Origin of the sequence: Oceanobacillus profundus, assembly GCF_003515705.1 — a bacterium.
Classification (GTDB): Bacteria; Bacillota; Bacilli; order Bacillales; family Amphibacillaceae; genus Oceanobacillus; species Oceanobacillus profundus.
The window spans coordinates 86,865-113,533 of sequence record NZ_QWEH01000016.1 but is presented as its reverse complement, the minus strand read 5'-3'; the positions used below and the strand labels follow the sequence as shown (position 1 = coordinate 113,533).

Below are 26,669 nucleotides of genomic sequence, written 5' to 3'. Positions count from 1 at the left end.
CTTCTCGCTTTGTTTTAGCCAATAGAACAACCTCCCAATCGTTATAGTTTTATTCTAACAATAAAAAACTGAACTGCGAAGTAAGAGCCGTACGCTCTCTCACTTACACAGTTCAGTTTACACTCCCAACAGCTGCTGCAGCTCCTTATTCCCATCTAATAAATATTTCCTATTGGGCTCCTGCAAATCCCTATTGGAATACCTTTATGATTTATTATTTTCTTCAGATTTACAATAGCATTTCCTTGAAAAACTTGTTCCATTATATTTTCTATTGTATCGCTTTCTTGTTTGCTTACTTTTTGCTTCATGAGCAGTTTTTGAAACCATTGACTAATTTCTGTCGGGGAAACATTCCCAGCAATAGAAGAAAGACGATCATATCCATGTAATACTTTTTCTTCTACATCCACTTCTCCACCAGCATAAAAATAAAAATCATTTCTATGGATACCATTTTTTATTCGTTCAACTTTTTCTTTATTGCCAGCATCTTTTATGCCAATCACTAAGTCTACCTTACTTAATTGAATAATACTTTTTTCTGATAAATCAAATCCAGTCCTTTTTGGATTGTTATATAAAATTGCAGGTTTATTACTAAGGTGTATAATCCTCTTTGCATAAACGCATGCTTCTTCTTGTGTAGGTAAAACATACGGCGGATACCCAAGCATGATACCAGATATTTTTGTATGACGAATCTTCTCAGCTAATTCCTCTGCCTCTTTCTGTCTAATTGAAGCCACTCCAAATATAATTTCCATATTACGAATAAGTTCTTCTTCCAGTTCTAAAGCATTTGTTATTTCAATTTTCTCTTGGAGGCTAAGACTATGCTGTTCTCCAGTACTACCAGAGACAAGAACTGATTTTACTCCTTTTTTAAACAGGTCTCTTATATGGCTGATTGTCCCTTGAATATTTACAGATTCATCTTCAAAAAAAGCTGTTGGCACAGCAATATGGACTTTTTCTGATAGCATTATTTTATCTCCTTTATTCTTTATATCTACTAGATAGTTTAATACCTAATGATTTCATTTCTATAAAAAGAGCAATAATTCCTCTAAATTTAGTCATGGGTATTTGCTATTCAATATATAATTATTATAGAGAGTAGATTTCTTCTTATGGATGAATATTATACTTTATATTCAGTAACCCAATTCCTAACACTAATAGGAATTTATTTTACAACGCCTTGAAAAAGGGTTAAGAAGTTCTTACATCTCCTTAATCCTTATTTCACATTATAGTGTTTAACAAGCTGCACCCCTGTTATTACACTAATAGTAAACAAACATTGCCTACTTAGTAGCATATACATTTACATCTTTCCCGCCTAATATAATTTTTTTATCTATTTCCATTCCTATTCTTCTTGCTACTTTTTGAGAAGAAAAATTATTAGGTTGAATCAATGCGATAAATCGTTGTCTGTCAAATTGTTTATTTCCATATTTTAATAATGCTTTAGCTGATTCTGTTGCGTATCCTTTTCCCCAATATTTACGAGATATCCAATAACCAATTTCGATTTCCTTATTACCATCAATTGTTTGTGGAACTAAACCCGCATGTCCAATTAAAGTATTATCTTCTTTATTAACTAAAACCATTAAACCCATATCTTCACAAAATTCATATGTATTATAAATCCAATTTAAAAAGTCCTTACCACCGTTTCTATCCCTTGTTTTTCCGTTTCCAATGTATCTGACTACTTCAGGATCGGACAGCAAGGACATAAGAAATTCAAAATCACCATCATTATAGGGACGAAATACCAGTCTTTCAGAGATAATTGCCAATCTCAAAACCTTCTTTCCATTTTATAATTCTTCTTAAACAGTCCCACTCCGTTCATATCTATAAAAAAATAATATCATAATAAACAACATTTAAATTGCAAATTTCTGAAATTTACCAGAAAGAAGAGACCATCGATTGATGATCCCGTTTATTTCATTCTTATACTAATTAAAACCTATTGTATACAATCACACTCAAATTCTTTAAAATTATACTCTCTATACAACCTTAACTCTTTAAGATCACTTGTATCTGATTCATAAATCTTTATTAAGGGAGCTACATCCATTTTTGCAAATCCCCTTATTTGCTTATCTATATCAATGGACAAATCTAAAGGATATTCGTTCATATCTTGATATAGATTATCATGTTCGCAAACATCATATGTCACTGCAATATAATATCGTGCCATCATATCACTCCAAATTCTTAAAATAGCTCTATGTAATAGTTACCTGTTAGTAGAATTAAAAACTACCCGATATATTGAAGAATTAACTGATATAATGCTATGGAAAACCCTAAAAGACTTGCCTTTATTTTAGACGGATGGTTTCTTTTGTTGCGAAACAAGTAAAAGAAAACGACTATAAACCCCAAGGGAATCCATAACTCAAAAACACCTTCTTCTGTACTGCGAGAAAAGATTGGAACAATGTAAGTGCTAATCAAAAAATAAAAGAAGACCGTAAAACGCCTTGTTTCTAATTGCCTGCTCCACCTTACTAAAAAGAAAATAATAATTATTGCGATAATCGTAATGTGTAAAGGTGGGAGAACGATAGCAAAATCACCAAAATTGAATTCCATTGTGCATTGCCTTCCTTATTTTAATAAGTCCAATTCCATAATAACATAATGGTTTTCAAATTATCATTAATTGGAATCTTACTTTATATTTCAAAAATGTGTTCATTTGGTGAAGGGTAGTACTTTAAAGTAACAAAAGCCAAATTTCTCAGTGCGAGAAATCTGGCTTTTGTTATTTGGGTTTCCTTAACTTTGTAAACCTGCATTTTCCCGACACTACTCCATCTTCATCTTCATCTTCAATTCTATTTGTATTTAAGGTCTATGAAAATTGACCGTTTTCTCGTCGTCTCCAGTTCGTTCAAACCAACCTCTGAAGGCCCAATTATCGTAACCTCCATCACCTTCGTTAATGAATGTTCCTTCTTCAAACACCCAGACTCCAAATGTAATGCCATCGTAATTTACCGTATCAAAGAAGTGTACACCTTGCAATTGATTGGAATTATAACCTTGACTCAAATTCATCACCATTACATTATATTGCTGGCCTGCTTCAAAGAATGCTTTTTCCATCGCTCCCTTTACAAAGCCACTTCGATTGTCAGCTGATTTCTTAGCATCTTCAATAGCTTGTCCAATAGCCACAGGATCAACAGTTATTTCTCCACTGACCTCTGCTGCCTCTGCGGAACCTGTAGAACCCCCTAAAGTCGGCAGAGCTAATGGCGTCGCTAACACGGCTATCCCTAATGCAGAAGTTACAACAACTCGTTTCGCTTTTCTCATTCGATCTCCTCCTTTAATTTTTGTTTTACATAGCCCTCTACCCGTTATCTTAAATTTAAAACAAAATAAAGAGGATGAAATAATAACAAAGCCTATATGTAGTAATCGCCGTTTTAAAATCTAAAAGAGCTAGATTATTAGAATACAGAATTAGTCTAAAATTTTTCTTGCGGGTGAATCCTTTTTCAGCCCGAAATCATATTTGTTTTCATTTTGATACCTTGGATCTATATAACTGGATTGCTCATCACTTTCTGAAGCCTTTTTGAATTTAGGAAAAGAAGTATATGCTTCCTCTTTCCATATCCAAACACCCTTTTCTTCTTTTTCTTTATGAAATACATTCTTTTGCAGTTTATTCTCTTGATTGGTTGAAAAATAGTTGGCGATAAAAATCCGTGATGGCCCTGCGGTTAAAATATTTCTTTCTATCACATTGTTTTTGGTATCATGTTGTAATAAAAGCTGTCCCCCATCTAGCCCCTTCGTATCATTTTGATAAAGAATATTTTGAGAGATAGTAGAATTAATTGTACCTCCCCGATCTACATCATACCCACCAATCGATATCCCAGTGTAAAAGTTTTCATAAATAATATTGTTTATTATCGGCGTATTTTTTTGCATGCTCTGAGGTTGCTTCAATTCCAATATCACTTTTATAAATCGTATTCTTTTCAATGGTTATATTCTTTCCACCATCTACATAAATTCCGCCAGCAGAATAATCTTCCCCATAAGACGGATTGCCGTAAGAGGATATTTCATAAACTTGATTATTCTTTACTACTCCATTGCGCACGTAATCCATCCTTTTATCATTAGAGACGCCTTCATAACCGATCAGATCAATCCCGATATTATCACTTCGGCGAACTGTGTTATTTTCCACTTTAAAACCGTCAATATTTCCATTTAGAACAAGAGATTCACTTGAACCGAGTTTTAAATCTTCTATCGTGTTATTCAAAATATTTATATCTTTCATTGGATCATTTCCGTATATAGCGATCCCATGACCATTCCCATCATCTGCATTGGTTTCAATCCGCTGCACATTGTTATTTTCTAATGTAATATGGTTGCTAGATCCTGCTACATAAATCCCCATCACTGTTTCATCTGCCAAATCAGTAGATAAATCCTGGATAATTAGTCCACTAATCGTCACGTAGTTTTTACTATTTATCGTAACTAAGGATGTATCCCCCTCAGCATCCTTTAGATCTATCCCACTAAGGACAACCTTCTCATTGTTGTAGGATTTAAAAGTAATTGGTTCTGATTTGGTGCCACTATGTTTAACGACAAGCTTTTCATTATACTTTCCTTCTCGTATGTGGACGGTAGTCCCCGCAATTGCTTCTGACGCCGCTTTTTTTAGTGTGCGAAATGGTTTTGATTTTGTACCAGCATTTTGATCATCCCCATTTTTAGCAACGTAAATAGCTTGATCTTGCTTATCAAACATATTGCTAAAAACTAAAACAATCATGATAGCAGCTGCAGCCAAGAGGATAAAATAGAATTTCTTCATTAAAACATTCCCTTCTCATATACATCTCTATTTTTAATAAGGGAAATTAGTCATCTAATCTATTTTTTTCCAATAAACCGCCCTTATAGTTTAAGTGAATTTGATCACATAGTTTTTGTTAACTATTTTCAGTATATCAATTTTTGTACTACCTAGTAAATTCATTCAGAGAGTTCCTGTATGCAACTCCCTCTAGCTGATTATTTAACAGTTGGGGCTGGCATGTTGCAGAGAGTTATCAATAGATTTTGTTTCATCACTCTACTGAAATATAAAGCGTGTTTCTTAATAGCGAGCAGGAGGAAAAGAGGTTGGAAAAAGGAAGCTTGAGACACTTATTGCATAATGGATTGAAGGATTACATTAAAGAAGTGGGGCAAATTCTTATCGAATCTGCCCCTACTATTGATTATCCTTTATTATAGTATAATCGAATTGATAGTGGAAACCGACTTTTAAGTAGATTACCGTTAACCTTCTGTCAATTCAATTGCTTATTCTGACCATGGGGAATGTAAAATGCATTGACAGAAATTCTTATTTTTATATTCGGGTCTAAAATATTGAACAACATCTTCTTTCATATTGCCGAAAGTTGTTTCGGGTTTATGTTTAAATCCATCATAAAACGCTGGAATAATTTCCTTTTTGAAATTGTTACGAGGGAACGCTTTTATAATATCTTCACGCAAGTCTTCCGGGAACTGTTCAAAGCCATCACCCATAACATCTAAACCAACGCCATGAAAGAGCAATACAACTTCAGATTCTTTATGCTCAGCAACTCCGGGTGTCGTATGCAAAGCAATCGCATCCCATACAAGCTGAATCGAATCATTTGGAATTTTATACTGCTGAAGGAAACTTCTTGCTGCATTTGCACCATCTACTTCAAACCGTAAATCTGCACTACTGTATTTTTTAGTCAAGCCTAAATCATGGAATAAAGCACTAATGTATAATAACTCTAAATCATAATTCTGCTTCGCTTTTTCCCCGTTTACTGCACCAAATAAGAATACACGATTGGAATGATTCCACAATAGGTCATTCCCATACTCACGTAATATATCGGCTGCATCTTTTGCCAACCTGGAATCTGGAATTTTGATACCTGCTATTGTTTGTTGCATGATTAAAACCCCTTTACAATATAATTTCTCATTCCATGAGTTGTCTTCATTGTAAAGAGGACTTCATCATTTGTCTATTACATCATATCTATCATAATGATAGATAAAAACTATAATAAAGAGCTCTGTATAGAAGTAATCGCGTCTTTCTCTGTGGGAAAATGCAGTTTTTCGATTTCACGTACTAATAACGTAATATATTTACGTGCTGCATAATTAATAAAACAATTCTTTTTCATCACGAGATAAACTTCCTTTGTCAAAACCGGTTTCTCAATATGCTGAAAAAATAAATCCCCTGTGTCATAAAACTCATATAATGTACGTGAAACAACACTACGGCCAACACCACTTCGGACTAGATTCAAGATAGATTGAATACTAGATGTTTCCACAATAGGATGTAATTGCTTGCCAACCTCCTTACTCGCTATATCAAGTATTTTTCTGCATTGATGCATATTTGGAAATAAAATCAGAGGCAATTCTAAAACAGTGGAAAATGAAACCCGATCCTCTTCATTGCGCTGATTACTAATCAGGTAAAATTCTTCATCATACAGCTTCGTCACTTGCAACCTATCACATTGATTAAGTTGAAAACTAATACCAAAATCAGCTCGATTTTCTAGAACGGCTTTTTCCACCTGATCAGTTGTTAGGATGGACACATTAATGTTCGGATATAGTTGGTTAAATTGAATGCACAAAGTTGATACCAAATCGGTTATTTCTCCTGGTAACACAGCAATTTTCAATTCTCCGATTTCCACTTTCGTAAATGCTTCAATTTGAGACGACATGCTTTGCAGCGAACCTTTAATATTCAATGCTTCTTGTTGTACAATTTCTCCAACCTTCGTAAGCTCAATTTTCTTGCCAACACGGTTAAAAAGTGGATATCCTACCTCTTGTTCTAGCATCTTAATTTGATGGCTTAAAGTTGGTTGGGAAATTCCTAATTTTTCAGCTGCTCTTGTAAAATGCAGTTCTTTACAAATCATTAAAAAATATTCTAAATGTCGCAATTCGATAGCATTTCACTCCTTTTTCCCTTTTATTAGTATGAAGACATAACTTAGAATCTATTATAAATTACATCCATTCCTATTTCTTCAAAAGGTTATAGATCATCTTCATAATTGCATTTTAAAATGTTTCTGTAATTCAACCTTTCCGCTTGGCGTTACTTTAACAGCACGTATTTTAGGCATACGTGTTATCCAATTTAATTCGAGCATTTTTAGTAGCAACGCATTACCCAGAGCTCCCGCAATATGATGCTCACGCTCACTCCAATCTAGACAACATCGGGCATATGCTCTACGCTTTTTCTTTTGTTCTTCTAAATCAATTCCAAACTCCTGAAAAAATTGGAAGCCTTCTGATGTTACCTCATAATTCATATCTATCTTTTTTATAAAACCTTGTTCTATTAAAGAATTTGTAATTTGCACACCAATATAACCAGCTAAATGATCGTAACAAGTTCTAGCGAAATGTATAGCACTTTTTTCTCTTGAATCCCTTAATGAGGTTACAGGAGAGTTCGGTGAGATAATTAACATCTGCTCAATCACTTTTGCTACGTCACTGCTAGTCAACTTATAATAACGATGTCTTCCATGTCTTTCCACACTAACAAGATTTGCTTCAAGCATTTTTTGCAGGTGAAAACTAGCTGTTTGAGGTTTTACTTTTGCAGTATAGGCCAGTTCACTGGCAGGATGTATTCTTCCATCCATAAGACTAAGCAGAATAGAAGAGCGAGTTGGATCAGATATTAGCGAAGCTATTTTTGAGATATTCGGATTCACTTTTATTCTCCTCGCATTCATATTTCGATGATAGTGGAAATGTTATTCTATTATAATCCAATTGTGAGCTAAATTTAAAGGAGGAAGAAAACACTTGATTATTAAAGAAAAGGATACGGATAGTTTTAAAGAAATAAAACCTAACATTATGTATTATGGGACACCAACACTACTTCTTAACACGTTAAATGAAGATGGAACAACGAACATTAGCCCAATGTCTTCTTCTTGGGCATTAGGTGACTGCATTGTTCTCGGTATAGGGCTTGAAGGAAAAGCGATAGAAAACTTAGATAGACATAAAGAGTGTGTCATCAATTTACCCAGCCCAAACCTTTGGGAAAACATTGAAAAAATCTCTTCTTACACTGGTAAAAAGAATGTACCATCTTATAAGAAAGAGATTGGATTCACTTATAAAAAGGATAAATACGTATCAGCAGAGTTAACACCTTTAAAATCAAAAACTGTTTTACCTACTCGTATTGAAGAATGTCCGATTCAAATTGAAGCAGCAGTTAAAAATATTCGCATCCCTGAATATAATTCATTGTTTGCTATTGTTGAAACACAAGTATTACATTTCCATGCTAATGAAAGTATTATACAAAATGAAAATTATATCAATCCATCAAAATGGAGTCCTCTAATTTATAATTTTAGGCATTACTTTGAATTAGGAAGAGAAGTAGGAAAAACGTTCCGTTCAGAAACTTGATAGGTTCCATTGTTCATCATCACGCTCTATCTTTAAAAAAATTGATTAAAGTATTCGTGAATGACAGATAAGTTAATATTAATGCGTAAAACAAATAAAGGAGGAAGTATTTTGAAAAGAAATCTTTTGATTGGAACAGCAGCAGCAACAGTCATTTTGGGTGGTGCCGCTGTTGTGGGGGCATCGGATGACAATAACATCAAGGATAATCAAGCATTTACCGCAGAACAAGCCATCCAGACAGCATTCGAAAAAGTGGAAGGATTCGTTCAGGAAGTGGATCTTTCCTTCGAAGAGGATGAAAATTATTATGAAGTTCAAATCGAAAGCAGCGTAAACGAGTATGAATTTAACATTGATGCAGCAACAGGGAAAATTGTAGGACAGGAAATTGAAAATACTGTAGAAGAAGAAAAACAGGAAGAAGCTGGACAGAAACGCTCTTTTGATGACAGTAACAACTCGAATGAATCAACTAATGTTACTTCACTTGAAGAGTACGACACCATTATCGATCAGGTAAACGCAGAAGATTTGACTTTTCATCTGGTTACTGACAATCCAGGAAATCGCATCATGTTCCTTGTTGACGACGAGGGAAAAAAGCACTTTAAAACCATTTTCGTAAAACACGACAACCTTCTGAAAATCATTGATGTGAACGATCATGGACAGGTATTCAACGGCAACCTTTAATGAAAAGCACCATCCTAAAGTGCACCCTTCACTTTAGGATGGAAATGTTCTCCATTCGTTTTGATGAACAACTTGTTTAATGCTTGCACCGTATTACCTATGTCCATGTTTCATCATCAATCTATTTTTGCTCACATTTTAATCCCTGTTATTAAATTTTGAAGAACAATTCAATAACCTACAACTTTTTATGAAAAAACTACATTTCCATCTTTCACTAAAACACCAATTTGCAGAATATCAGATACCCAATCTTATAGTTAGATTTATTTTTTGGACGTAGCTTTTATTATTAGGAAATGAGGGCTGGTCATTAGATAGTAGTACGATTTTTCTTTTACTTCTTTCATCTTTTTTTGCGGTTTAGGTTCAATCAGTTTATCGAGGTTGAAAAAAGCAGTTGTTTCATTTACGATGCTTTGCATGGGTCTTCTGTAGAAGCTAACATCAATTGTAATATTAGGTTTGTGCCAAGTTTCTGATAAGTATTGTGTTTTAAAGTAATCCTCACAATCGAATCTTGTATAATCCATAAAAGGATGATGAAGCGAAAATAAAAAAGTTCCTCCTGCGTGTAGAATGCGGTTGAATTCTTGAAATGTGTAAGTCCAATCCTTTAGATAATGAAGTGTAAGTGAGCTTATAATCACATCAAAGGAATCATTTTTAAACGGAAGGGGTTCTTGAAGATTTTGACAAAGGAATGTAGCCTCTTCCCCTAAACGATGCTTTGCTGCCTTTACCATTTCAGGACTTACATCTATACCAGTAACTTCCGCTCCTTGCTGCAATAATTGCGAAGCATACCATCCAGCCGAACAACCAGCATCAAGAACTTTTTTTCCATTTAACTCGGAGGGTAAAGCCGCTAACATAGCTGGACGTTCGTAATAAGCGTTATAAGGACTCCCTTCATCAATATCGTTCTGATAGGTATGAGCTAGTTTATTATAAATGTCTCTTGTAGTATTACTCATTTAATTCCCTCCTTTAGATTCCTGATAAATGATTTCATAATTATAAATTCAATTTTTCAATAGTTTTATCATCTGGTTTCTTTATAGCCTTACTAAATTTATAATTAGAATGATAATACTGATAATATCGCCTTTAAATTCAGCAATATAATCTGAATCTTCCACGAAGTACATAAGGCACATTAAAGTTACTATTTTTCGTCCGTTCTTCTTTTAAGAAGATTTTGCAAGTTTTCGGGTCACCACAATCCATATAACTAAAGAAACTATAGTTACCATGGAAATAAAATCTGTAGCATAGTGGAAGTCCTATTAATTTTAATGTTCTGATAAATAATTAGATATATTTACCTTTATACCTTATATACGAATTAGAAAAAATTGAAGTTTCACTATGATTTCCCGTTAAGTACATAATATCACATAGTTATCTTGCCATATATTAGAAACATCTTAAAATTTCAAGGTAAACTTGCCATTATAAATAAAAATTCATCTAAATTTAGACGGCTTTTTTTATTTATAATGGCATTTGAGTAGGTAGTTGCGTTTTCATTTGACATTGTTATCTTTTAAACTTTTTATAAACAATGTAACCCAGTAGGATATAAAGACTACTGCAAGATCGACAAGAAAAATGTGGAAATTATTAGTTCCCTTATGAAGCTCCAATAAGCCCATCCATTCTTCCAGTGTTGCAAAACCAAATGCAAACACTGCACTTAACAGAATAGCATATACGTAAAAATTCTTCCTATGCTTTGTTGTATATTGATATAGAAGTAAAAAACCAACAGGAAGAATGGACACTGTTATATTCAAAGAGTATGGCAGTGCCGGTGCGAGAAAGAATGTATGAAACATGAAATTATATCTTTCAAGAATTATACTGGCATAAGTCCATAAAATATGTACCATAAAGCCAAAGAAAAATACTTCAAAAATTCTACTTCGATCCACTGCAAAGAAAAGCAGAACCAGTGGAAGAATAAAAACCAGCAACGTTACCCAGAACTGCCATGTACCAAAATTGGAATAATCGTTCCAGTAGTTCGATATAAGCCCATTAAATTCTTCTGTCTTCACATATATTTCATCCCGATATTCTATATAATCCACAAAATCCCTCCTAATTTTCAGGCTTATTTTATGGATTAATGATTTATTTATGTAATTTTATTCAGGAAGCAGGCTATAGCCCCAGAATAATAAAATAACTTCCTACAACAAACGTTTAAAATACAAATTGGCATGCGTGAACACGGATGATTACCGTATTCACACATGCCAATTAACAGCTTATATAGACGCTAACTGTAGAAGCACATTCTTTAAACGCCCCACTTTAGATTTTTACCATAAATTGGTAAAAATCTAAATTTCCCCTGTACCCTCAGTACGCTTTCCCTCAAACTTATCGAGCAATGCACGCACTTCATCTGTTGACTCTGTGCTCATCAATTGATTTCTTAACTCGCCTGCACCGCGAATCCCGCGGACATATATTTTAAAGAAACGACGTAGAGGCTTAAACGCACGTGGTTCTACTGCTGAATATTTATCAAAGAGATCCAGATGCAGTCTTAAAAGTTCAAGCAGTTCCTGACTGCTATGATCTTTCTGCTCCATTTCAAAGGCAAACGGATTTTGAAAAATTCCACGCCCAATCATAACCCCATCAACACCATATTTCTCGGCAAGCTCCAAGCCAGTTTGACGGTCAGGAATATCTCCGTTGATCGTCAAAAGCGTATCTGGCGCTATCTCGTCACGAAGTTTTTTAATCTCCGGAATTAATTCCCAATGGGCATCTACTTTGCTCATTTCCTTTTTCGTACGAAGATGGATGGAAAGATTAACAATGTCTTGTTTCAAGACATGTGTCAACCAGTCGCGCCATTCGTCTACATCCGTGTAACCAAGCCTTGTCTTCACACTTACAGGCAATCCACCTGCTTTTGCGGCTTGTATTAGCTCTGCTGCAACTTCCGGACGGCGGATAAGGCCACAACCTTTCCCTTTCCCTGCCACATTTGGTACAGGACAGCCCATATTGAGATCGATCCCTTTAAATCCTTCTTCCGCCATACCGATACTCATTTGCCTAAAGTATTCAGGCTTATCGCCCCATATATGGGCTACAATCGGTTGTTCATCCTCTGTAAAAGTCAAACGCCCACGGACACTTTGTTTCCCATCTGGGTGACAATAGCTCTCCGAGTTTGTAAACTCTGTAAAGAACACATCGGGTCTACCTGCCTCACTCACAACATGACGAAAAACAACATCCGTCACATCTTCCATTGGTGCCAATATAAAAAACGGTCGTGGTAAATCACGCCAAAAATTATCTATCATTTCAAATTCAAATCCTCTCATTCCGGGAAACCAGGACAAACCCTTACCACAAAATTAAAAAGCAGAAAATGGCTTCTGCTCCTTTTATATTTATACCATGTTTAAGTACTTTTTATCAATCCGAGTGCGAGTTATTTTATTTTAATTAGACACCTGAATTACATTTAAAATAAGCTATTCCGAATTTCGACTCTCCCACCTGCATCAACATTCTCTAATTTAGTCAAACAAAATAAGCTATAATTAGTTATAATCAATAGGAAAAAGACGGGTGATGATTATGAATGAAGGGAAAAGGATTTTAATAATTGAAGACGATCAAGAAATAAGTAAACTACTAAGCGTTATTTTAACAAAATTAGAATTAGATTCGATTGTGGCTTATTCTGGCACTGAAGGTCTCCTGCAACTACAAAATAATAAGTTCGATTTAATCTTATTAGACTTAATGTTACCAGGTAAGAGTGGAGAGGAATTAATAAAAAAGATCAGAGAAGAGAATTCCATCCCAATAATTGTGATTTCAGCCAAGGTTGATATAGAAAATAAAGTGCACGTATTGAAAATGGGGGCAGACGATTATATAACCAAACCTTTTAATCAAGAAGAAGTTCTTGCTAGAGTTGAAGTTCAATTACGAAAATCAAGCATTCCATCACGAACAGCGCAGAATGTATGGCGCGGACTTAAAATCAAACCTGAAAAACGATCTGTATCTTTAGAAAACAACGAGCTGCAATTGACGAATGCAGAATTTGATATTCTTTCTTTATTTGTAAGTCATCCAGAGCATGCTTTTTCCAAAAGGGAGATTTATGAAAGAATCTGGAAAGGTACCTATTTAGGTGATGACAATACGATTAGTGTCCATGTCTCAAATCTCCGCAAAAAAATTGCCGAAATCACTTCCGATGAGTACATAAAGACACTATGGGGAGTAGGATTCATGCTGGTGTAATTTCTTTATGATTTCTTTATGTTTTGTTTAAGGGAAATTAAAGGCACCTAAGCTAAACTAAATATATCAAGAAATTTAGTGAAGGAGTCAACAAAATGGATACCATTATTCAAACATATCAATTAAAGAAGACCTTTAAGGAAGAAGACATCATCAAACCCCTTGATTTCTCATTAAGGAAAGGAGAAATTTGTGCATTAATTGGTAAGAATGGTGCTGGAAAATCGACGTTTTTTAAAATGCTTGCGGGACAATTAATGCCAACTGGAGGAGACATTCACTTATTTGGGAAATCAGGCAAGGAGATGATTCACTCAAAAAAAAGAATGGGTTTTATGATAGAAACACCTGAATTTTTCCCAGATTTTACTGCAACTCAAAATCTAGAGTATTTTCGAATTCAACGAGGCGTTATTGAAAAGAAACGCATTTATGAGGTTTTGCAAATTGTTGGTTTAGCAAATCAAAAGAAGAAACGATTTAAAGATTACTCGATGGGAATGAAGCAACGTTTAGGGATCGCCCTTTGCCTGCTAGGCAGTCCAGATTGTCTAGTGCTGGATGAACCAATTAATGGTTTAGACGCTGAAGGGATTATTGAGATTCGTAATTTATTATTGAGGTTAAATCAAGAAAAACAAATAACGATTTTAGTTTCCAGCCATATTTTAACGGAACTACAATTACTAGCTACACGTTTTGTATTTATCAAGAATGGTGTAATTGTCGATGATTTAAGCAAGGAGAATTTAAACGATAAAAGCAAGAAACAAGTTCAGCTTAAAGTCGATGATGCTGCAAAGGCATCACGATTGTTAGAACAAGCATATGCTGATATTCAGTATAAAGTCCTTCCTAATCATATCATAACCATCCAAAATCATGTAGAGAAGGGCGGCGAAATCAATCGTCTTTTAGTCGACAATGGTGTGTTAGTAATGGAGTTTCGTATGGAGGCACTGAATTTGGAAGAGTACTTCTTAGGATTAGTGGAGGGGAATGAAAAATGATTAATTATTTAAAAAGCGAAAATTATCGTTTATTACACAAAAAAGGACTCCATATTACGAGTGTTATCTGTTTAGTGTTAATTGCTGCGGCAGCGGCTGTCTTGTACTATTCCGGGCAACAAGATCAGAATTTCCCCTACGCTACGAGTTTGTTTTTTTATTCGAACGTAATTGGCAGTGGGATACTAATTATAATCGTTGCCTTTCTCTTTAATTTGGCTCTTACTGGCAAGGATACGTCTCTAATCAAACAATCTGTATCCTTTGGTGTATCTCGAAACACAATCTTTTGGTCAAAACTAATCCTAACATTGAGTTACTTTCTGGCAATATGTGCCGTTGGTCTTCTCTTAATGATTGGATTGGGAGAGAATCTTTTGGCTAGTGAGGAACAATCAGTTAGGTATTTCTTGTCAGCTAGTATAAACATGTTCCCGATTGTTATCAGTGGGTTTTTTATAATTCATGTGCTGAAAATGTTGAGGTTCGGTGAAGTCTATATCATTATCACGTTGCTATTTATCTTTATATTTTCTGGTGATCTATTACGGATGCTACTTCGCCCGATTTCAGGATTAAATGAGCTATACAAATATGCACCCAGTACATTATTAAACGAAAACCTAATGAGCTTCTTGAACAAAGCAGTTCAATTCGATTACCATTACTGGGTTACTGGCATCGTTATTTCTGTGTTTTCTTTACTAATAGGGGCAAGAAAGTTCGCTAAACAAAATATCAATTGATGGAGATGGGATGAATGGAAGTGAGTAGCTGGTTGATAATCATTACTTTGATGTTACTACTAATTGTTAATATCGGGATGCTTCTGCTTTTTCATTGGGATATCAAAAAGATGACAAACCAATTAGAAGTAATCATTGAAAATTTCGGTACAAATGAATTGGTTCGCACAAATACACATAGTAAAAGCCTAATTCGATTTGCCGCCAAAATCAATCAGCTCATTCAATTATTTAAGGAAGATCAACAGTACACCCACAGAAGAGAAAAAGAACTAAAGCAAGAAATAACTAATATCTCTCATGATTTGAGAACGCCCTTAACATCAATTAAAGGATTTTCGGAATTGTTAACTGATCGATCTTTATCTGAAACAGAAAAGGAAGAGTTTCTAGCTATTATCCAAAAAAAAATTGACAATCTCACAATGATGGTGGATCTATTCTATGAACTTTCCCAGATCGACTCTGCGGACAAGCAATTGATTATGGAACAGCAGTTTTTAGATCAACTTGTCGTAGAAGCTATGCTACTGTTTTACGACGATTTTGAGAAAAGCCAGTTAAGAATCCATGTGGATGAAGTTGTTTTACCACCCATTATTGCAGACAAGAAGGCAACAAACCGAATTGTAACAAATATTATTCAAAATGCATTACGATATGCAAAAAGCTATTTAACCATTACCTTAATTGAAGATGAGAAATATGTCTGGTTAAGAGCAATAAATGATGTTACCGAGTTTAATCGTACTGAGATCAATCGAATTTTTGATCGAACATTTAGATTGGATAACAGCCGAACAGCTGGGCACCTTGGATTAGGCCTTCATATTGTCAGACAGCTTATCAACAAACAGGGCGGGAAAGTAGTTGCAGATGTTCATAAAAATGAATTCAGAATCGATGTTGCGTTTAAAAAATGGAATTAGTTGGGTAAACATCTTAGTAGCAAAGATGTAATAACATGTCGGAATGAGTTAATAAAACCCTGTGTCGTATTCCCATTGTTCATAACGTACAACATTAACTTATCAACCTCTTTATTATTTCCGACAAAACTAGAATATAATGCGGAGTTATTTGTTTTCAAACACGATCTCAGCTTTCGCTACAAGCTTGTGGATCACAAAACTCAAGAGCTCCGTCCTTTCTTATAATAAATTTACGATTTGTTTAATCTAACTTAATATTCATATGATATAATCACAATGTAATGACTGAATTTTGATATTATTAGGCAAACACACTCATACTAGTTTTCTGAAAGGTGATTTGATGATACAAAACTCAAAAATCTTAATTTTAACTGGAAGCTACGGTAATGGCCATTTGAAAGTTTCTAATACATTAAAGGAAACTTTGATTGCGTATGGCTGCAATGAAGTAATAGAATCCGATTTATATTTAGAAGCGCATCCATTATTAACAAAAGCAACCAAATTTTTATATATTAAGAGTTTTACCTATGGACAGAAACTATATGGCAGTTTTTATTATGCAGGAAAGAAAGAAAAAAGTGTCTCTCCATTAGATTTCATCAATTACTATGGTAGAAAAACATTAGCAAATTTAGTAAAAGAATTTAATCCCGATATCATTATCAATACATTTCCAATGACTGTTGTTCCGGAATTCTTAAAGAAAGCAGGTTCACCAATTCCAATGGTAAACGTGTTAACAGACTTCGGCCTGCATAATAATTGGATACATGAGGAGATCGGACGATATTATGTTGCTTCCGATGATTTAAAAGCTGAAATGATCGAAAAAGGAATTTCTTCTGAAAGAATCAAAGTTACAGGCATTCCGATCCAGTCGAGTTTTGAAAGTGATGATGATAAAAATTTATTGCTCGAATCCTATGATTTAAAGAAAAATATGCCTGTTACGCTTCTTGCCGCCGGTGCTCATGGAGTAATGAAAAACATGGTTGACATCGTCCAGCGCTTGTTAGCAATAAAGGACAACCAAGTTATCATCGTTTGTGGCCATAACAAGAAACTAAAAATGAGCTTAACTAGTAAATTTGGAGAAAATAATCATGTGAAAATTTTAGGTTATACGAATAACATGGACGACTTAATGAAGCTATCAAATGTGATGGTTACGAAGCCTGGTGGCATTACATTAAGTGAAGCGCTGGCAGTGCAGGTTCCATTAATTCTTTACCGTTCTGTACCTGGTCAAGAAAGAGAAAATGCTCTATTTTTCGAACAAAAAGGTGCTTGTATCAATGTTGACAGCCCAGATTCATTAATCGAAACGATCACAAATCTCATTTCTCAGGAACAGATGCAAACGACAATGAAAGAAAATATGAAATCCCTATATCATCCTCATGCTGCAAAGGTTATTTGTGACGATGTTCGCAATATGTTGGAAGAACAAAAGGAAAAACGTATAAAGGAAATTATCTAACAGATGACAATCTTAAAGAACATCACCGCAAGACAAGAATTTTTATTACTCATTATCCCTCTTTTTCTCATTGAATTTGTTAGGGGGGCATTTGTTTTTAGCTACCTTCCAGGTTTATCTATCCACCCTGGGGGGATTGCTTTAACAATCATTGGACTAGCTATATCCATTCACTTTATAGGTGATTCCGTGACAAATTTAATTGTTGGCTATTTCATGAAGCTATTTGGAAGTAATGTTGTCATTCATCTAAGCTTTACCTTTTCGATAATAGGTCTTGTGATGGCTGCAATATGGACGAATGGTATAACGCTGATTGTTAGTGCTTTATTTTTAGGAATTGGTATTTGTCCCCTATGGATCATTTTATTATCCAAAGCAGGTAAACAACAGCGTGGGCAAAATATTAGTATTGTCTATTTCGGTTGGCTTGCTGGAATTGGCGCTGGGTTAATAACGATGAATCATTATTTACAATTCAACTTTAAATATATTTTATGGTTTCTTCCTGCACTCATCCTACTTGGCTGGCTAATTTATACGCTTGTGAACAAGGGTGACGTATCATATCGGCTCTCTAACCTTAAGGAACAAAAAGACAATACCATTACATTAATAAAAAAGAGTAAAGTCGTCGTACCTGGATTATTATTGCAGGGTGTTGCAATGGGAATGATTATCCCAATTCTCCCGGCATTCGCAATTAATGTATTGCACGTCTCAACGGATCAATATTCCTTATTAATGTTGCTAGGTGGAGGAAGTGCGTTATTATTCCTTGTTCCAATTGGAAAATTGGTTGATAAAATTTCAAATAAAGTCGTCCTTTTTATTATTGGTTTTTGTTTGTTTGCTCTGTCGCTATTAATCCTAATTACGAGCCCTAACATTGTGGCTACATTTGCAATCGTCATTTCGCTCGGATTGTTTTACGCCTTATTTTTACCAGCTTGGAATGCATTTATTGCTGGATTTATACCTGAAAATTTAAAGGAAGCTGGCTGGGGTATCTTCTCCGCCTTACAAGGCTTTGGTGTCATGATTGGACCAACCATCGGCAGCGTTTTAGCCAACCAAAATCAAACCATAACGACGATAAAAGTGAGTGCAGCTATATTTGGTATCACCGCAGTCATTTACTTACTTTATGCTTTGTTTTTTCGAAGGAAGAAAATCTTGCTTTAAATAAAATAGAGTTTTCCAGATTCAAATCAATGGTTGTAAAAAGCAATATTAGAAGAAATGGAATGAAAAAAAGTGGACTAAAACATTAAATGAGGTATTGGGATTTGGTTATTCACGACATTTTAAAAAAGACTGAACCCATATTGGATCCAGCCCTGATATAAAATGATATTTAAGTAAAAAAATCATTTAAAGAAAGATTGAATACGTAGTGTTATATCAACTGCAACAGATACCTTTTATAACTCTTTTACTTTTTTGTCCGAGGTTAATACAGCTTTACTTTTATGAGACCAAATCACAACCGGAATAAGGATTAAAGATAAAACCCCTCCAGCAAGTGATAGCATTTCGTAACTTGAACCAGCGACAACCATTCCTGACATGGCACTACCAGACGCTCCTGCTAATGCTATAAAGACATCAACTGTTCCTTGAGTTTTGGCCCGTGTTAAAGGTTCTGTTGCATCAACAATTAAAGCTGTTCCACTTATCAAACCAAAATTCCATCCGATTCCAAGTAATGAAAGTGCAACAATTAGAAGAAATATAGAATCTCCCGGGGCAAGCGCTGCTACAATACCTGAGGCGAGTAATGTAACGCCAGAAGCAATTACCATGGCGGTTCGACCTATCTTGTCAACAAGAATTCCAGTGAAAAGTGATGGAAGATACATGGAACCTATATGAAAGCCAATAACAAGCCCAATTGCACCTAAACTATGACCATGATGCCCCATATGAATTGGTGTCATTGTCATAATAGCAATCATCACAATTTGCGTAAGTACCATTGTGAGAGCACCAACTGTAATTCGCTTTTTGTTTAGGTGATTCTTCTCAGGTATTTTTTTAGGTTCTGTTTTTTGCTTATTTTCATTTATTTTTAACGCTATAATGAATGGATCAGGACGTAAAAAGGAAAATAATACAATACCTGCTACTATAAATGCTGCCGCGGATAAAATAAAAGGACCTGCTAATTCTGGGACACCAATAGAAAGAGCAACATTCCCCATCACCTCTACTAAGTTGGGACCTGCAACTGCACCGAATGTAGTTGAAACCATCGCTATACTCACTGCAGTTGCTCGCTGTTTGTTCGAAGCCAAATCTGTACCAGCATAACGGGCTTGTAAATTGGTTGCAGTACCTGCACCATAAACAAGTAGAGAAGCGAATAATAAAAATACACTATTTAAGACAGCAGCAAACACAACACCTATTGCTCCAAGTCCACCTGTTATAAATCCTGTTGCTAGACCCATACGTCTTCCAAAACGGTTAGAAAGTCTCCCTACTGTTAAAGCAGCTCCTGCAGATCCTAACGTAAATAAAGCAGCAGGAAGCCCTGCAAATGCGTTTGTTCCAAGCATTTGTTCAGCAAGTAGTGCCCCTACTGTTATTCCAGCAGCTAATCCTGCCCCGCCAAACATTTGAGAAATAACAACGATGATTAATGTACGTTTATATAATTGTCTTTGTTTCGCTGGATTATCTATATAACTTTGGATCAAATCATTCGTTTCACGAGACATATTACCCCTCCTTCCTCCATTAATTTAAGCTATCTTCAAATTGATACCAATCTTGAACGTTGCTTTCAAAACGAAAGGCATGTATTCCTCTCGTCTTTAAAAGCTCTACTGCTTCTACTGACATCAAACAGTATGGTCCTCTGCAGTAGGCAACTACATCACAGTGGGTTGGTAAAGAAGAGAGTTTTTCCTTTAATTCCTCAATTGGCATCGAAACAGCACCCGGAATATGAGCTTTTTCATACTCTTCTTTCGGCCTGACATCTAACAATAAAACTTCACCTTTTTCCATCCGGTCTTTAAGTTCCACAAGTGAAATACCATTCATGCCAAGATTGGCATTTAAGAATTCTTGTTTTATTTGTTGCACCTGTACAAACTGCTTTTCTGACAAAGTATGCAGACACTTTAGAAAGCCGGAAATCGCTGTATCTGCTAATTCGTAGATTACATAGTTACCTTTCTTCTGAAACTTTACCAATCTGGAATTAGAGAGAGTTTGTAAATGTTGAGATACATTTGCCACAGACATGGTAGTTGCTTTTGCCAATGCTTCCACCGATTTTGGGCCTTGAGATAAGATATCAAGAATCTCTATACGCTTTGGGCTGGAAAGGCTTTTACCTAGTCTTGCAAACTCTTGATATAATAAATCTTTTAAATTTCTTTCGTTTAGCATTTTAAATCACCAACTATTCAAGTGTTTTATTGAATAGTTGAATTATAGTCATAACCACTATCTTTTGTCAATCCTTTATTTAGAAGTAAAAAACAAGTGGAATAATGAAAACCACTTGTTTTTTTTACTTTGCATTTTGATGGGATTTTTAACTATGTGTACATAACATGCCTTAACCCTAAAAAAGACCAAAAAGCTGATACCTTTTAAAGGCGGTGGCGTTAGACCACGCATTTGTAGTAAGAAGAGACTAAGTGTCCCAGTAAGATTATGTTACTGAATAAGTTGAGCCGGTTTCCGAACAAAGCACATAATACCAGCAATAAGTATGAAGATGCCTGGAAAAATACCAAATCCAACAGTAATAACAGCACCCAAGATAGAAGTCACAACGAAAATAATACCAGCACTTTTAGGGTGCTTATTACCTTTAATTAAGAAAATAGCGACAATACTCAATATAATAGCCAGCACAGCTACAATGAGAATAAGCCATCCGCCTGTACTCAATCCTTCAATTAGAGTGTCCAGATCACCAAGACCCATTTCTGGAGTTTGCTCTACGATATCTTGGAGGATAGCTTCATTATTTTGCAGAACTAACATAACAACTCCAAAAGCTCCAAGAAGTCCGTAACCTAAAATTCCAATTATAGCTAATACAATTTCGACTGTTCTTTTCATTATCTCTCCCTCCTTTCTGTTTTATTGACCTGCAATACCACGTTCCTCATATGGGAAGGAAGTTATTGTAATTATTGAGTGTACAAAATTTACAATTGATTCCATTAGAAGCACCTCCCTAAAATAATGCGTTATACTTTTCATACGAAATAAAAAGGTAAAAGTTTCAACTGACAAAATATGTTCGAAACACTATTCGATGAAGAAATAAAGCTAGACCTCTTAATGAATCCAGCTTACGATATTGATTTTTGATTTGATTGGTAAAGACGATTAAACTGGTGGTGGAAACAAACCAGAGACAAATCTGTATCACCCGTTCCTCAAAAATTCGGTAGACCTTAACCACATATCTTCAACTAGAATTGTATGACTCTACCAAATATTTAGCAGAGGGCAGAAGAATTTATTTGTAGTGCGAAACAATTTATATATTGTTCCATAATTACGATTTTAGATTAAAAATGGGATTCGATCAGATTCGATTTAGGAACAAAAATCCAAAGGTAAGCCAGGAAGGATAGGAGATCGAATAAAAAAAGATCCCGAATTCGCAAATGTTTATTTTTACGAAGACAGGATTAGAATAGAGGATGTTTATTTGCTTAGCAAAGTATTATTGTATTACATAGGAAAAGGAAGTGTTTCAGTAGCACAATAAAAATCAATTTTTAATGAAATAGACTCCATTAATATACAAATAAGATCATGTGTATTGTCCTATTTCAGATTTAGAAATATAAAAAGTAGATTACAATTACTAATATAATACGATAAATTGCAAATGGGATTAATTTAACTTTATTAATTAATTTCAGGAAAAAACGAATAGATATTAATGCGAATACAAATGCACTAATAAACCCAACAATGAAAAATGGTAAAGCATCTAAGGTAAAGTACTCCCAGTTTTTTATTAATGACAAGAAACTTGCACCAGCCATAATTGGGACAGCCATGATAAATGTAAAGTCTGAGGCTGTGCGGTGATTCATCCCCACTAATACACCACCTGAAATGGTTGCACCTGACCTAGAAAACCCTGGCCACAATGATAAGCATTGAATTAATCCAACTGAAAATGCTTGTTTATAAGTTATTTGATCCACAGATACAACTTTTGGATTTTTAGAACGAAGTAAATCCGCTGCAATCATAAAGAAGGCACCAATTAATAAACCAATTAGAACGGTTTTGGTTGTAAAGAGGTTCTCATCAATATAGTCCTCAAATAGTAATCCTAAAACCCCTGCTGGAATCAAACCAACAATAATGTGGGTTAATTTTAGATGTTCCCTATTATATACTTCACCCTTTTTATTAAAAATACGATTTAATCCAAGCAAATCAATAAATCTATCCTTAAATACAATCACAACGGCTAAAATAGATCCGAGCTGAATAACTATCTTAAACGTATTTGCCGCATATTGTCCCAAAAATTCGGTAGACTTTAGCCACATATCATCAACTAGGATCATATGTCCTGTAGAGGATACTGGTGCGAATTCTGTTAATCCCTCCACTAACCCTAATATTATTGCTTTTATTAACTCAACGAAATCCATTCTTTAAACTCCTTTTATATTGAAATTTCATTACCATAAAAGATTTGCACCCTCAAAATCTTTTTTTACTCTTTCAAAACAAAAAACAGTTTTTGAATCATCTTCTATAGTAAAATTTTTTTCATAAAAAAACTATCCTCTAATACAAATATATCTCATTCACATATAAAATCATATTTCTATTGTCTTAAAAAATACATATTAATTTTAAAAAAGGTATCTTTACCTCCGCTTTGATAACTCAACTTTCGCAGATCGAACTAGGCAGACACGCCTTGATATAACGAGACAAATTAAAATTAATGAATAATCTTGCTTCATTCTCTTCCACTTTGAAGCGTTAAATCAGTCTGAACAAAAAGATCTACAAATGACGAAGATAACTCTGCTTATATAGTTCGGCAACTATGTATTTAACCGAAGCTCTAGTGACTATTTAGTAAGAAAAATCCTCCCATCATTAAGAATGGAAGGATGTTAATAATTATTTACTCTTTCATTAGTTGAGAAGAAAATTTACTTTCACCTCAGCCTTAGCATAAACTTATCAATTACTGTCATTAAGGTGATAGCAAAGTTGAACAACACCAGAGTAAAATCTTTTTGTGTCAATCAGTCTTAGATTCACTCTCTTCTTTATGTCAATAAACAAAGGTTTTCCTTCCCCTAAAATAACAGGGTGAACAGATAACCTAAATTCATCAACCAACCCTAATTTTATAAAAGTTGTAATAAGACTCGCTCCACCATATAGCCAGATATCTCTACCAGGTTTTTTCTTTAATTTATTTACTTCTTCAACAATGTTATCATTTATTAATATCGCTTGATTATCAGACTCTTTTTGTGTTCTGGAAAATACATATTTCTTTTTACTATGAACCAATTTCCAAATTTCTTTTTCGTTATCTGAATCATCATTTATGGGGATATATTGTCCCCATAAATCGTAGCTTTTTCTTCCATATAAAATAGTATCAATTTGATTCAAGAAATTTATGAAACCCATATCCGATTCCATGATGCACCAGTCAACTTCGCCATTCGGTCCTTCAATAAATCCATCTAAAGTAACTGCTAAATCCAGAATTACTCTTCTTGCACTTTCGTTAATGGCCATATTTTTATCTCCTTTTATCTTATAGATTTTCCTTGTTGATAAAATCATAACGTATAAACTATACTAAACGTAAAACATGACAAGTAATGACATGATTAATTGAAAAAAGGTGAACAAAATGTCAAAAGCAAAGCGTCTATTAGATATTCTTATGTTTGTCACCGCTAAGAAAAATTTTACAGCACAAGAAATAGCAGATGAATTTAATATATCCATTCGTACTGTACATAGATACATACTAGATTTATCTGATATGGGAATGCCAATTTACTCTGAACAAGGACGAAATGGAGGGTATACAGTATTAACAAGTAGACTTCTTCCCCCTATTTTATTTACAGAAGAAGAAGTTGTTTCTATCTTCTTTGCTTTTCAATCTCTAAATTACTATCGCAACTTGCCTTTTGATTCTGAAATTACTTCGGTTGAACATAAATTATATAGTTCACTTCAGAGTGAAGCTAAAACAAAAGTGGATAAAATTCGTTCTTATATTGCTTTTTGGAATCCTAAAAGAACTATTGATACCCCATTTTTAAAAGATATTCTAGAGCATTCTATTGAAAATAAAAATTTACATATTCAATATGAATCTAAATCAGGAATGAGAAAAAAACACATCCATCCTATCGGTGTATATGCTCATGATGGATTATGGTACTTACCTGCTTACGATTATGATAAGAAAAAAATATTACTGTATCGCGTAGATCGCATTCTATCAATCTTATCAGCTGAGAAAAATGAAGATGATTTCATGAATTTAAAAGAATGGTTCAACTTTCATGAGGTAAAAAACCCTGTTCGACTGCATGTGATCTTAACAGTGGAAGGTGTCCGTCAATGTAAAAGTGTTCATTATTTCGATGGTTTTGTAGGCACACAAGAAGATGGAACTGGATACATTGATACAATCATTGATAGAGGTGAACTTAATTTTATAACATCACTATTTTTGAGGCTTGGAAGTCATGCACGAATTTTGGAACCAAAGGAATTAATAGTTGGATTACGTAAACAAGCTGAAGAAATTTTAGCTATGTATCAAGATGAGAATTAGAATCTTGAGCTATTAAGCTATATTCCAACAATAATTTTGTTTCTATTATTTCACCTGTAAAACACAGCTTTGAGAAAAGATGAATTTTATTGAATAAGTATTGAATTATTATTGCTTTAATATTGCGTGGGATATTGGATAAATCCAGTAATGACAACAGTTTGGGGATGAAAGAGTATTGAACTTGAAATTGGAATCGGCATAAAAAACTCGGGCTCCTGATGAGGAAAACCCGAGAAATTATTGGATTCGGACTGAAAAAAGTAAATGTTTATTATTACGAAATCAGGATCGGACTAGCAAATGTTTATTTTTACAGCCAAATGACTTTTTTAATTAGACACGCGTTAATTTAATCTCCTCCGCAATCCCCCACCTCAAACCCGCATCCCACCGTTTCAGTTAAAATAAAGTTTTGCTACCGAACCACCATTCCCCCCAATTTTGGGTTTAATTATTGCAGCAAAATTTGAGTTGGAATTTTCATTTGAAACAGAAGAAATCATTATGACAAGTGAATATCTCGAAGAAGGACAAGTAGTTGAAGGGGAATATGAAATAGAAATCCTAGAAATAAACGAAGATTCATATGTTTTTAATTTTATTGATCTTAACACAGGAGAAGAATATATTGTTGACTCCACGCAAATTGAAGCATCTGCTTTACCTGTAATTGTTTATTTTATTGGTTCACAAGTTGCCAGTTCAACATATTGGTAAAAAAGCCATTTTAAAAATTGGTAAAAAAACATTCCAAGCGAAATCTAAAGATGCTGCCAAGAAAGCAACAGTCAATTTTTCTAATGCAACCATTAAAGCTGGAGGAAAAAATGTTTATTTTACTAAGGCTAAAATGCAACATATTCTACAAAACCACCACCCAAATTATTGGACAGGAAAAGGTGGGAAATCCATGTTTGACCCTAGTTTAAGTGTCAATGGTGTAAAAAACATTGTTACTAATGTTATTAACAGTAATAAAACTACCATTGGAAATGCTCTTAAAAAAGGAAACTCTGTTAATGTTTATAAGACTATAAATGGAATAAAATATAAAGTAAATATAGGGAAAGATGGGTATGTAAAATCAGCATATCCAGTTTAATGAGG

The 26,669-nt window shown here is 34.4% G+C and carries 27 protein-coding genes and 1 pseudogene; 11 read left to right on the top strand and 17 right to left on the bottom strand.

The genetic code is table 11. The annotated features are described in order from the left end of the window. Nucleotides 1–155 precede the first annotated feature (155 nt). From D1B32_RS18875 to D1B32_RS18835, 9 genes and pseudogenes are all read right to left on the bottom strand, one after another. The gene (locus D1B32_RS18875; RefSeq protein ID WP_118890146.1) at nucleotides 156–986 is read right to left on the bottom strand and encodes a dihydrodipicolinate synthase family protein; all 831 of its coding nucleotides are present in this window, start codon (nucleotides 984–986) and stop codon (nucleotides 156–158) included. Nucleotides 987–1,310: 324 nt separating this feature from the next. Then, nucleotides 1,311–1,814 (bottom strand): GNAT family N-acetyltransferase, encoded by a 504-nt coding sequence (locus D1B32_RS18870; protein ID WP_240033841.1) that lies wholly within the window; start codon nucleotides 1,812–1,814, stop codon nucleotides 1,311–1,313. A 176-nt stretch (nucleotides 1,815–1,990) separates the two neighbouring features. After that, the gene (locus D1B32_RS18865) at nucleotides 1,991–2,230 is read right to left on the bottom strand and encodes a hypothetical protein (protein ID WP_118890145.1); all 240 of its coding nucleotides are present in this window, start codon (nucleotides 2,228–2,230) and stop codon (nucleotides 1,991–1,993) included. 62 nt (nucleotides 2,231–2,292) lie between these two features. Beyond that, complete coding sequence (locus D1B32_RS18860; RefSeq protein ID WP_118890144.1) at nucleotides 2,293–2,628, bottom strand: hypothetical protein; 336 nt, start codon at nucleotides 2,626–2,628, stop codon at nucleotides 2,293–2,295. Between the two features lie 255 nt (nucleotides 2,629–2,883). Then, complete coding sequence (locus D1B32_RS18855; RefSeq protein ID WP_118890143.1) at nucleotides 2,884–3,357, bottom strand: stress protein; 474 nt, start codon at nucleotides 3,355–3,357, stop codon at nucleotides 2,884–2,886. Between the two features lie 150 nt (nucleotides 3,358–3,507). Further along, nucleotides 3,508–4,894: pseudogene (locus tag D1B32_RS18850) on the bottom strand (DUF1565 domain-containing protein). 494 nt (nucleotides 4,895–5,388) lie between these two features. Further along, on the bottom strand, nucleotides 5,389–6,027 hold the full coding sequence (locus tag D1B32_RS18845; protein WP_118890142.1) for an HD domain-containing protein: 639 nt from the start codon (nucleotides 6,025–6,027) through the stop codon (nucleotides 5,389–5,391). 110 nt (nucleotides 6,028–6,137) lie between these two features. Further along, the gene (locus tag D1B32_RS18840; protein WP_240033840.1) at nucleotides 6,138–7,055 is read right to left on the bottom strand and encodes a LysR family transcriptional regulator; all 918 of its coding nucleotides are present in this window, start codon (nucleotides 7,053–7,055) and stop codon (nucleotides 6,138–6,140) included. A 108-nt stretch (nucleotides 7,056–7,163) separates the two neighbouring features. After that, nucleotides 7,164–7,844, bottom strand: a complete 681-nt coding sequence (locus D1B32_RS18835; protein WP_118890141.1) for an ArsR/SmtB family transcription factor — start codon at nucleotides 7,842–7,844, stop codon at nucleotides 7,164–7,166. A gap of 94 nt (nucleotides 7,845–7,938) precedes the next feature. Here D1B32_RS18835 and D1B32_RS18830 point away from each other — a divergent pair, with 94 nt between their 5' ends. Both D1B32_RS18830 and D1B32_RS18825 read left to right on the top strand, forming a co-directional pair. Then, a complete protein-coding gene (locus tag D1B32_RS18830; protein WP_118890140.1) occupies nucleotides 7,939–8,562 on the top strand; it encodes a flavin reductase family protein in 624 nt (207 codons plus the stop codon). A 111-nt stretch (nucleotides 8,563–8,673) separates the two neighbouring features. Continuing rightward, nucleotides 8,674–9,258, top strand: a complete 585-nt coding sequence (locus D1B32_RS18825; protein WP_095312721.1) for a PepSY domain-containing protein — start codon at nucleotides 8,674–8,676, stop codon at nucleotides 9,256–9,258. Between the two features lie 266 nt (nucleotides 9,259–9,524). Here the strand turns inward: D1B32_RS18825 and D1B32_RS18820 are convergent, their stop codons facing one another. The 3 genes from D1B32_RS18820 to D1B32_RS18810 all read right to left on the bottom strand — a co-directional run bounded on the left by D1B32_RS18820 (nucleotide 9,525) and on the right by D1B32_RS18810 (nucleotide 12,593). Next, nucleotides 9,525–10,235: a class I SAM-dependent methyltransferase gene (locus tag D1B32_RS18820; protein ID WP_095312719.1), complete on the bottom strand. Its 711-nt coding sequence runs from the start codon at nucleotides 10,233–10,235 to the stop codon at nucleotides 9,525–9,527. Between the two features lie 552 nt (nucleotides 10,236–10,787). Next, a complete protein-coding gene (locus tag D1B32_RS18815) occupies nucleotides 10,788–11,354 on the bottom strand; it encodes a hypothetical protein (protein ID WP_095312717.1) in 567 nt (188 codons plus the stop codon). Between the two features lie 255 nt (nucleotides 11,355–11,609). Continuing rightward, nucleotides 11,610–12,593, bottom strand: a complete 984-nt coding sequence (locus D1B32_RS18810) for a tRNA dihydrouridine synthase (RefSeq protein WP_095312728.1) — start codon at nucleotides 12,591–12,593, stop codon at nucleotides 11,610–11,612. Nucleotides 12,594–12,873: 280 nt separating this feature from the next. Here D1B32_RS18810 and D1B32_RS18805 point away from each other — a divergent pair, with 280 nt between their 5' ends. The 6 genes from D1B32_RS18805 to D1B32_RS18780 all read left to right on the top strand — a co-directional run bounded on the left by D1B32_RS18805 (nucleotide 12,874) and on the right by D1B32_RS18780 (nucleotide 18,910). Further along, on the top strand, nucleotides 12,874–13,551 hold the full coding sequence (locus tag D1B32_RS18805; RefSeq protein ID WP_118890148.1) for a response regulator transcription factor: 678 nt from the start codon (nucleotides 12,874–12,876) through the stop codon (nucleotides 13,549–13,551). A gap of 95 nt (nucleotides 13,552–13,646) precedes the next feature. After that, on the top strand, nucleotides 13,647–14,561 hold the full coding sequence (locus D1B32_RS18800; protein WP_095312715.1) for an ATP-binding cassette domain-containing protein: 915 nt from the start codon (nucleotides 13,647–13,649) through the stop codon (nucleotides 14,559–14,561). Continuing rightward, nucleotides 14,558–15,307, top strand: coding sequence for an ABC transporter permease (locus tag D1B32_RS18795; RefSeq protein ID WP_095312713.1), 750 nt, complete (start codon nucleotides 14,558–14,560; stop codon nucleotides 15,305–15,307). Before D1B32_RS18800 ends, D1B32_RS18795 begins: the two co-directional genes overlap by 4 nt. A 20-nt stretch (nucleotides 15,308–15,327) precedes the next feature. Then, complete coding sequence (locus D1B32_RS18790) at nucleotides 15,328–16,236, top strand: sensor histidine kinase (protein ID WP_095312725.1); 909 nt, start codon at nucleotides 15,328–15,330, stop codon at nucleotides 16,234–16,236. A gap of 346 nt (nucleotides 16,237–16,582) precedes the next feature. Continuing rightward, nucleotides 16,583–17,725 (top strand): MGDG synthase family glycosyltransferase, encoded by a 1,143-nt coding sequence (locus D1B32_RS18785; protein ID WP_095312711.1) that lies wholly within the window; start codon nucleotides 16,583–16,585, stop codon nucleotides 17,723–17,725. 3 nt (nucleotides 17,726–17,728) lie between these two features. After that, complete coding sequence (locus D1B32_RS18780; protein WP_095312707.1) at nucleotides 17,729–18,910, top strand: MFS transporter; 1,182 nt, start codon at nucleotides 17,729–17,731, stop codon at nucleotides 18,908–18,910. Nucleotides 18,911–19,149: 239 nt separating this feature from the next. On the opposite strand, the gene D1B32_RS18775 is transcribed toward D1B32_RS18780, so the two are convergent. The 5 genes from D1B32_RS18775 to D1B32_RS18755 form a co-directional block, all read right to left on the bottom strand. Further along, nucleotides 19,150–20,448: an MFS transporter gene (locus D1B32_RS18775; protein WP_118890139.1), complete on the bottom strand. Its 1,299-nt coding sequence runs from the start codon at nucleotides 20,446–20,448 to the stop codon at nucleotides 19,150–19,152. A 19-nt stretch (nucleotides 20,449–20,467) separates the two neighbouring features. Further along, complete coding sequence (locus D1B32_RS18770; RefSeq protein WP_118890138.1) at nucleotides 20,468–21,127, bottom strand: ArsR/SmtB family transcription factor; 660 nt, start codon at nucleotides 21,125–21,127, stop codon at nucleotides 20,468–20,470. A gap of 273 nt (nucleotides 21,128–21,400) precedes the next feature. Continuing rightward, complete coding sequence (locus D1B32_RS18765; RefSeq protein ID WP_095312700.1) at nucleotides 21,401–21,811, bottom strand: DUF4064 domain-containing protein; 411 nt, start codon at nucleotides 21,809–21,811, stop codon at nucleotides 21,401–21,403. Nucleotides 21,812–22,542: 731 nt separating this feature from the next. Beyond that, a complete protein-coding gene (locus D1B32_RS18760; RefSeq protein WP_095312698.1) occupies nucleotides 22,543–23,379 on the bottom strand; it encodes an undecaprenyl-diphosphate phosphatase in 837 nt (278 codons plus the stop codon). A 547-nt stretch (nucleotides 23,380–23,926) separates the two neighbouring features. After that, the gene (locus D1B32_RS18755) at nucleotides 23,927–24,499 is read right to left on the bottom strand and encodes a dihydrofolate reductase family protein (RefSeq protein ID WP_095312696.1); all 573 of its coding nucleotides are present in this window, start codon (nucleotides 24,497–24,499) and stop codon (nucleotides 23,927–23,929) included. Nucleotides 24,500–24,617: 118 nt separating this feature from the next. Here D1B32_RS18755 and D1B32_RS18750 point away from each other — a divergent pair, with 118 nt between their 5' ends. The 3 genes from D1B32_RS18750 (at nucleotide 24,618) to D1B32_RS18740 (ending at nucleotide 26,664) form a co-directional block, all read left to right on the top strand. Continuing rightward, entirely contained in the window at nucleotides 24,618–25,559 is a 942-nt protein-coding gene (locus D1B32_RS18750; RefSeq protein WP_095312694.1) for a helix-turn-helix transcriptional regulator, read from the top strand. A gap of 474 nt (nucleotides 25,560–26,033) precedes the next feature. Further along, on the top strand, nucleotides 26,034–26,279 hold the full coding sequence (locus tag D1B32_RS18745) for an SAR2788 family putative toxin (RefSeq protein ID WP_187393181.1): 246 nt from the start codon (nucleotides 26,034–26,036) through the stop codon (nucleotides 26,277–26,279). After that, a complete protein-coding gene (locus D1B32_RS18740; protein ID WP_187393180.1) occupies nucleotides 26,257–26,664 on the top strand; it encodes an EndoU domain-containing protein in 408 nt (135 codons plus the stop codon). The genes D1B32_RS18745 and D1B32_RS18740 overlap by 23 nt, the downstream gene beginning before the upstream one ends. The last annotated feature ends 5 nt before the right edge of the window (nucleotides 26,665–26,669 follow it).

What these genes read in the sequence shown, in the direction of transcription:
- D1B32_RS18860 (WP_118890144.1), bottom strand. Translation starts at nt 2,628, where the DNA reads ATGGAATTCAATTTTGGTGATTTTGCTATCGTTCTCCCACCTTTACAC.
- D1B32_RS18820 (WP_095312719.1), bottom strand. Translation starts at nt 10,235, where the DNA reads ATGAGTAATACTACAAGAGACATTTATAATAAACTAGCTCATACCTAT.
- D1B32_RS18875 (WP_118890146.1), bottom strand. Translation starts at nt 986, where the DNA reads ATGCTATCAGAAAAAGTCCATATTGCTGTGCCAACAGCTTTTTTTGAA.
- D1B32_RS18795 (WP_095312713.1), top strand. Translation starts at nt 14,558, where the DNA reads ATGATTAATTATTTAAAAAGCGAAAATTATCGTTTATTACACAAAAAA.
- D1B32_RS18805 (WP_118890148.1), top strand. Translation starts at nt 12,874, where the DNA reads ATGAATGAAGGGAAAAGGATTTTAATAATTGAAGACGATCAAGAAATA.
- D1B32_RS18845 (WP_118890142.1), bottom strand. Translation starts at nt 6,027, where the DNA reads ATGCAACAAACAATAGCAGGTATCAAAATTCCAGATTCCAGGTTGGCA.
- D1B32_RS18810 (WP_095312728.1), bottom strand. Translation starts at nt 12,593, where the DNA reads ATGATAGATAATTTTTGGCGTGATTTACCACGACCGTTTTTTATATTG.
- D1B32_RS18780 (WP_095312707.1), top strand. Translation starts at nt 17,729, where the DNA reads ATGACAATCTTAAAGAACATCACCGCAAGACAAGAATTTTTATTACTC.
- D1B32_RS18755 (WP_095312696.1), bottom strand. Translation starts at nt 24,499, where the DNA reads ATGGCCATTAACGAAAGTGCAAGAAGAGTAATTCTGGATTTAGCAGTT.
- D1B32_RS18760 (WP_095312698.1), bottom strand. Translation starts at nt 23,379, where the DNA reads ATGGATTTCGTTGAGTTAATAAAAGCAATAATATTAGGGTTAGTGGAG.
- D1B32_RS18770 (WP_118890138.1), bottom strand. Translation starts at nt 21,127, where the DNA reads ATGCTAAACGAAAGAAATTTAAAAGATTTATTATATCAAGAGTTTGCA.
- D1B32_RS18785 (WP_095312711.1), top strand. Translation starts at nt 16,583, where the DNA reads ATGATACAAAACTCAAAAATCTTAATTTTAACTGGAAGCTACGGTAAT.
- D1B32_RS18855 (WP_118890143.1), bottom strand. Translation starts at nt 3,357, where the DNA reads ATGAGAAAAGCGAAACGAGTTGTTGTAACTTCTGCATTAGGGATAGCC.
- D1B32_RS18865 (WP_118890145.1), bottom strand. Translation starts at nt 2,230, where the DNA reads ATGGCACGATATTATATTGCAGTGACATATGATGTTTGCGAACATGAT.
- D1B32_RS18765 (WP_095312700.1), bottom strand. Translation starts at nt 21,811, where the DNA reads ATGAAAAGAACAGTCGAAATTGTATTAGCTATAATTGGAATTTTAGGT.
- D1B32_RS18750 (WP_095312694.1), top strand. Translation starts at nt 24,618, where the DNA reads ATGTCAAAAGCAAAGCGTCTATTAGATATTCTTATGTTTGTCACCGCT.
- D1B32_RS18775 (WP_118890139.1), bottom strand. Translation starts at nt 20,448, where the DNA reads ATGTCTCGTGAAACGAATGATTTGATCCAAAGTTATATAGATAATCCA.
- D1B32_RS18800 (WP_095312715.1), top strand. Translation starts at nt 13,647, where the DNA reads ATGGATACCATTATTCAAACATATCAATTAAAGAAGACCTTTAAGGAA.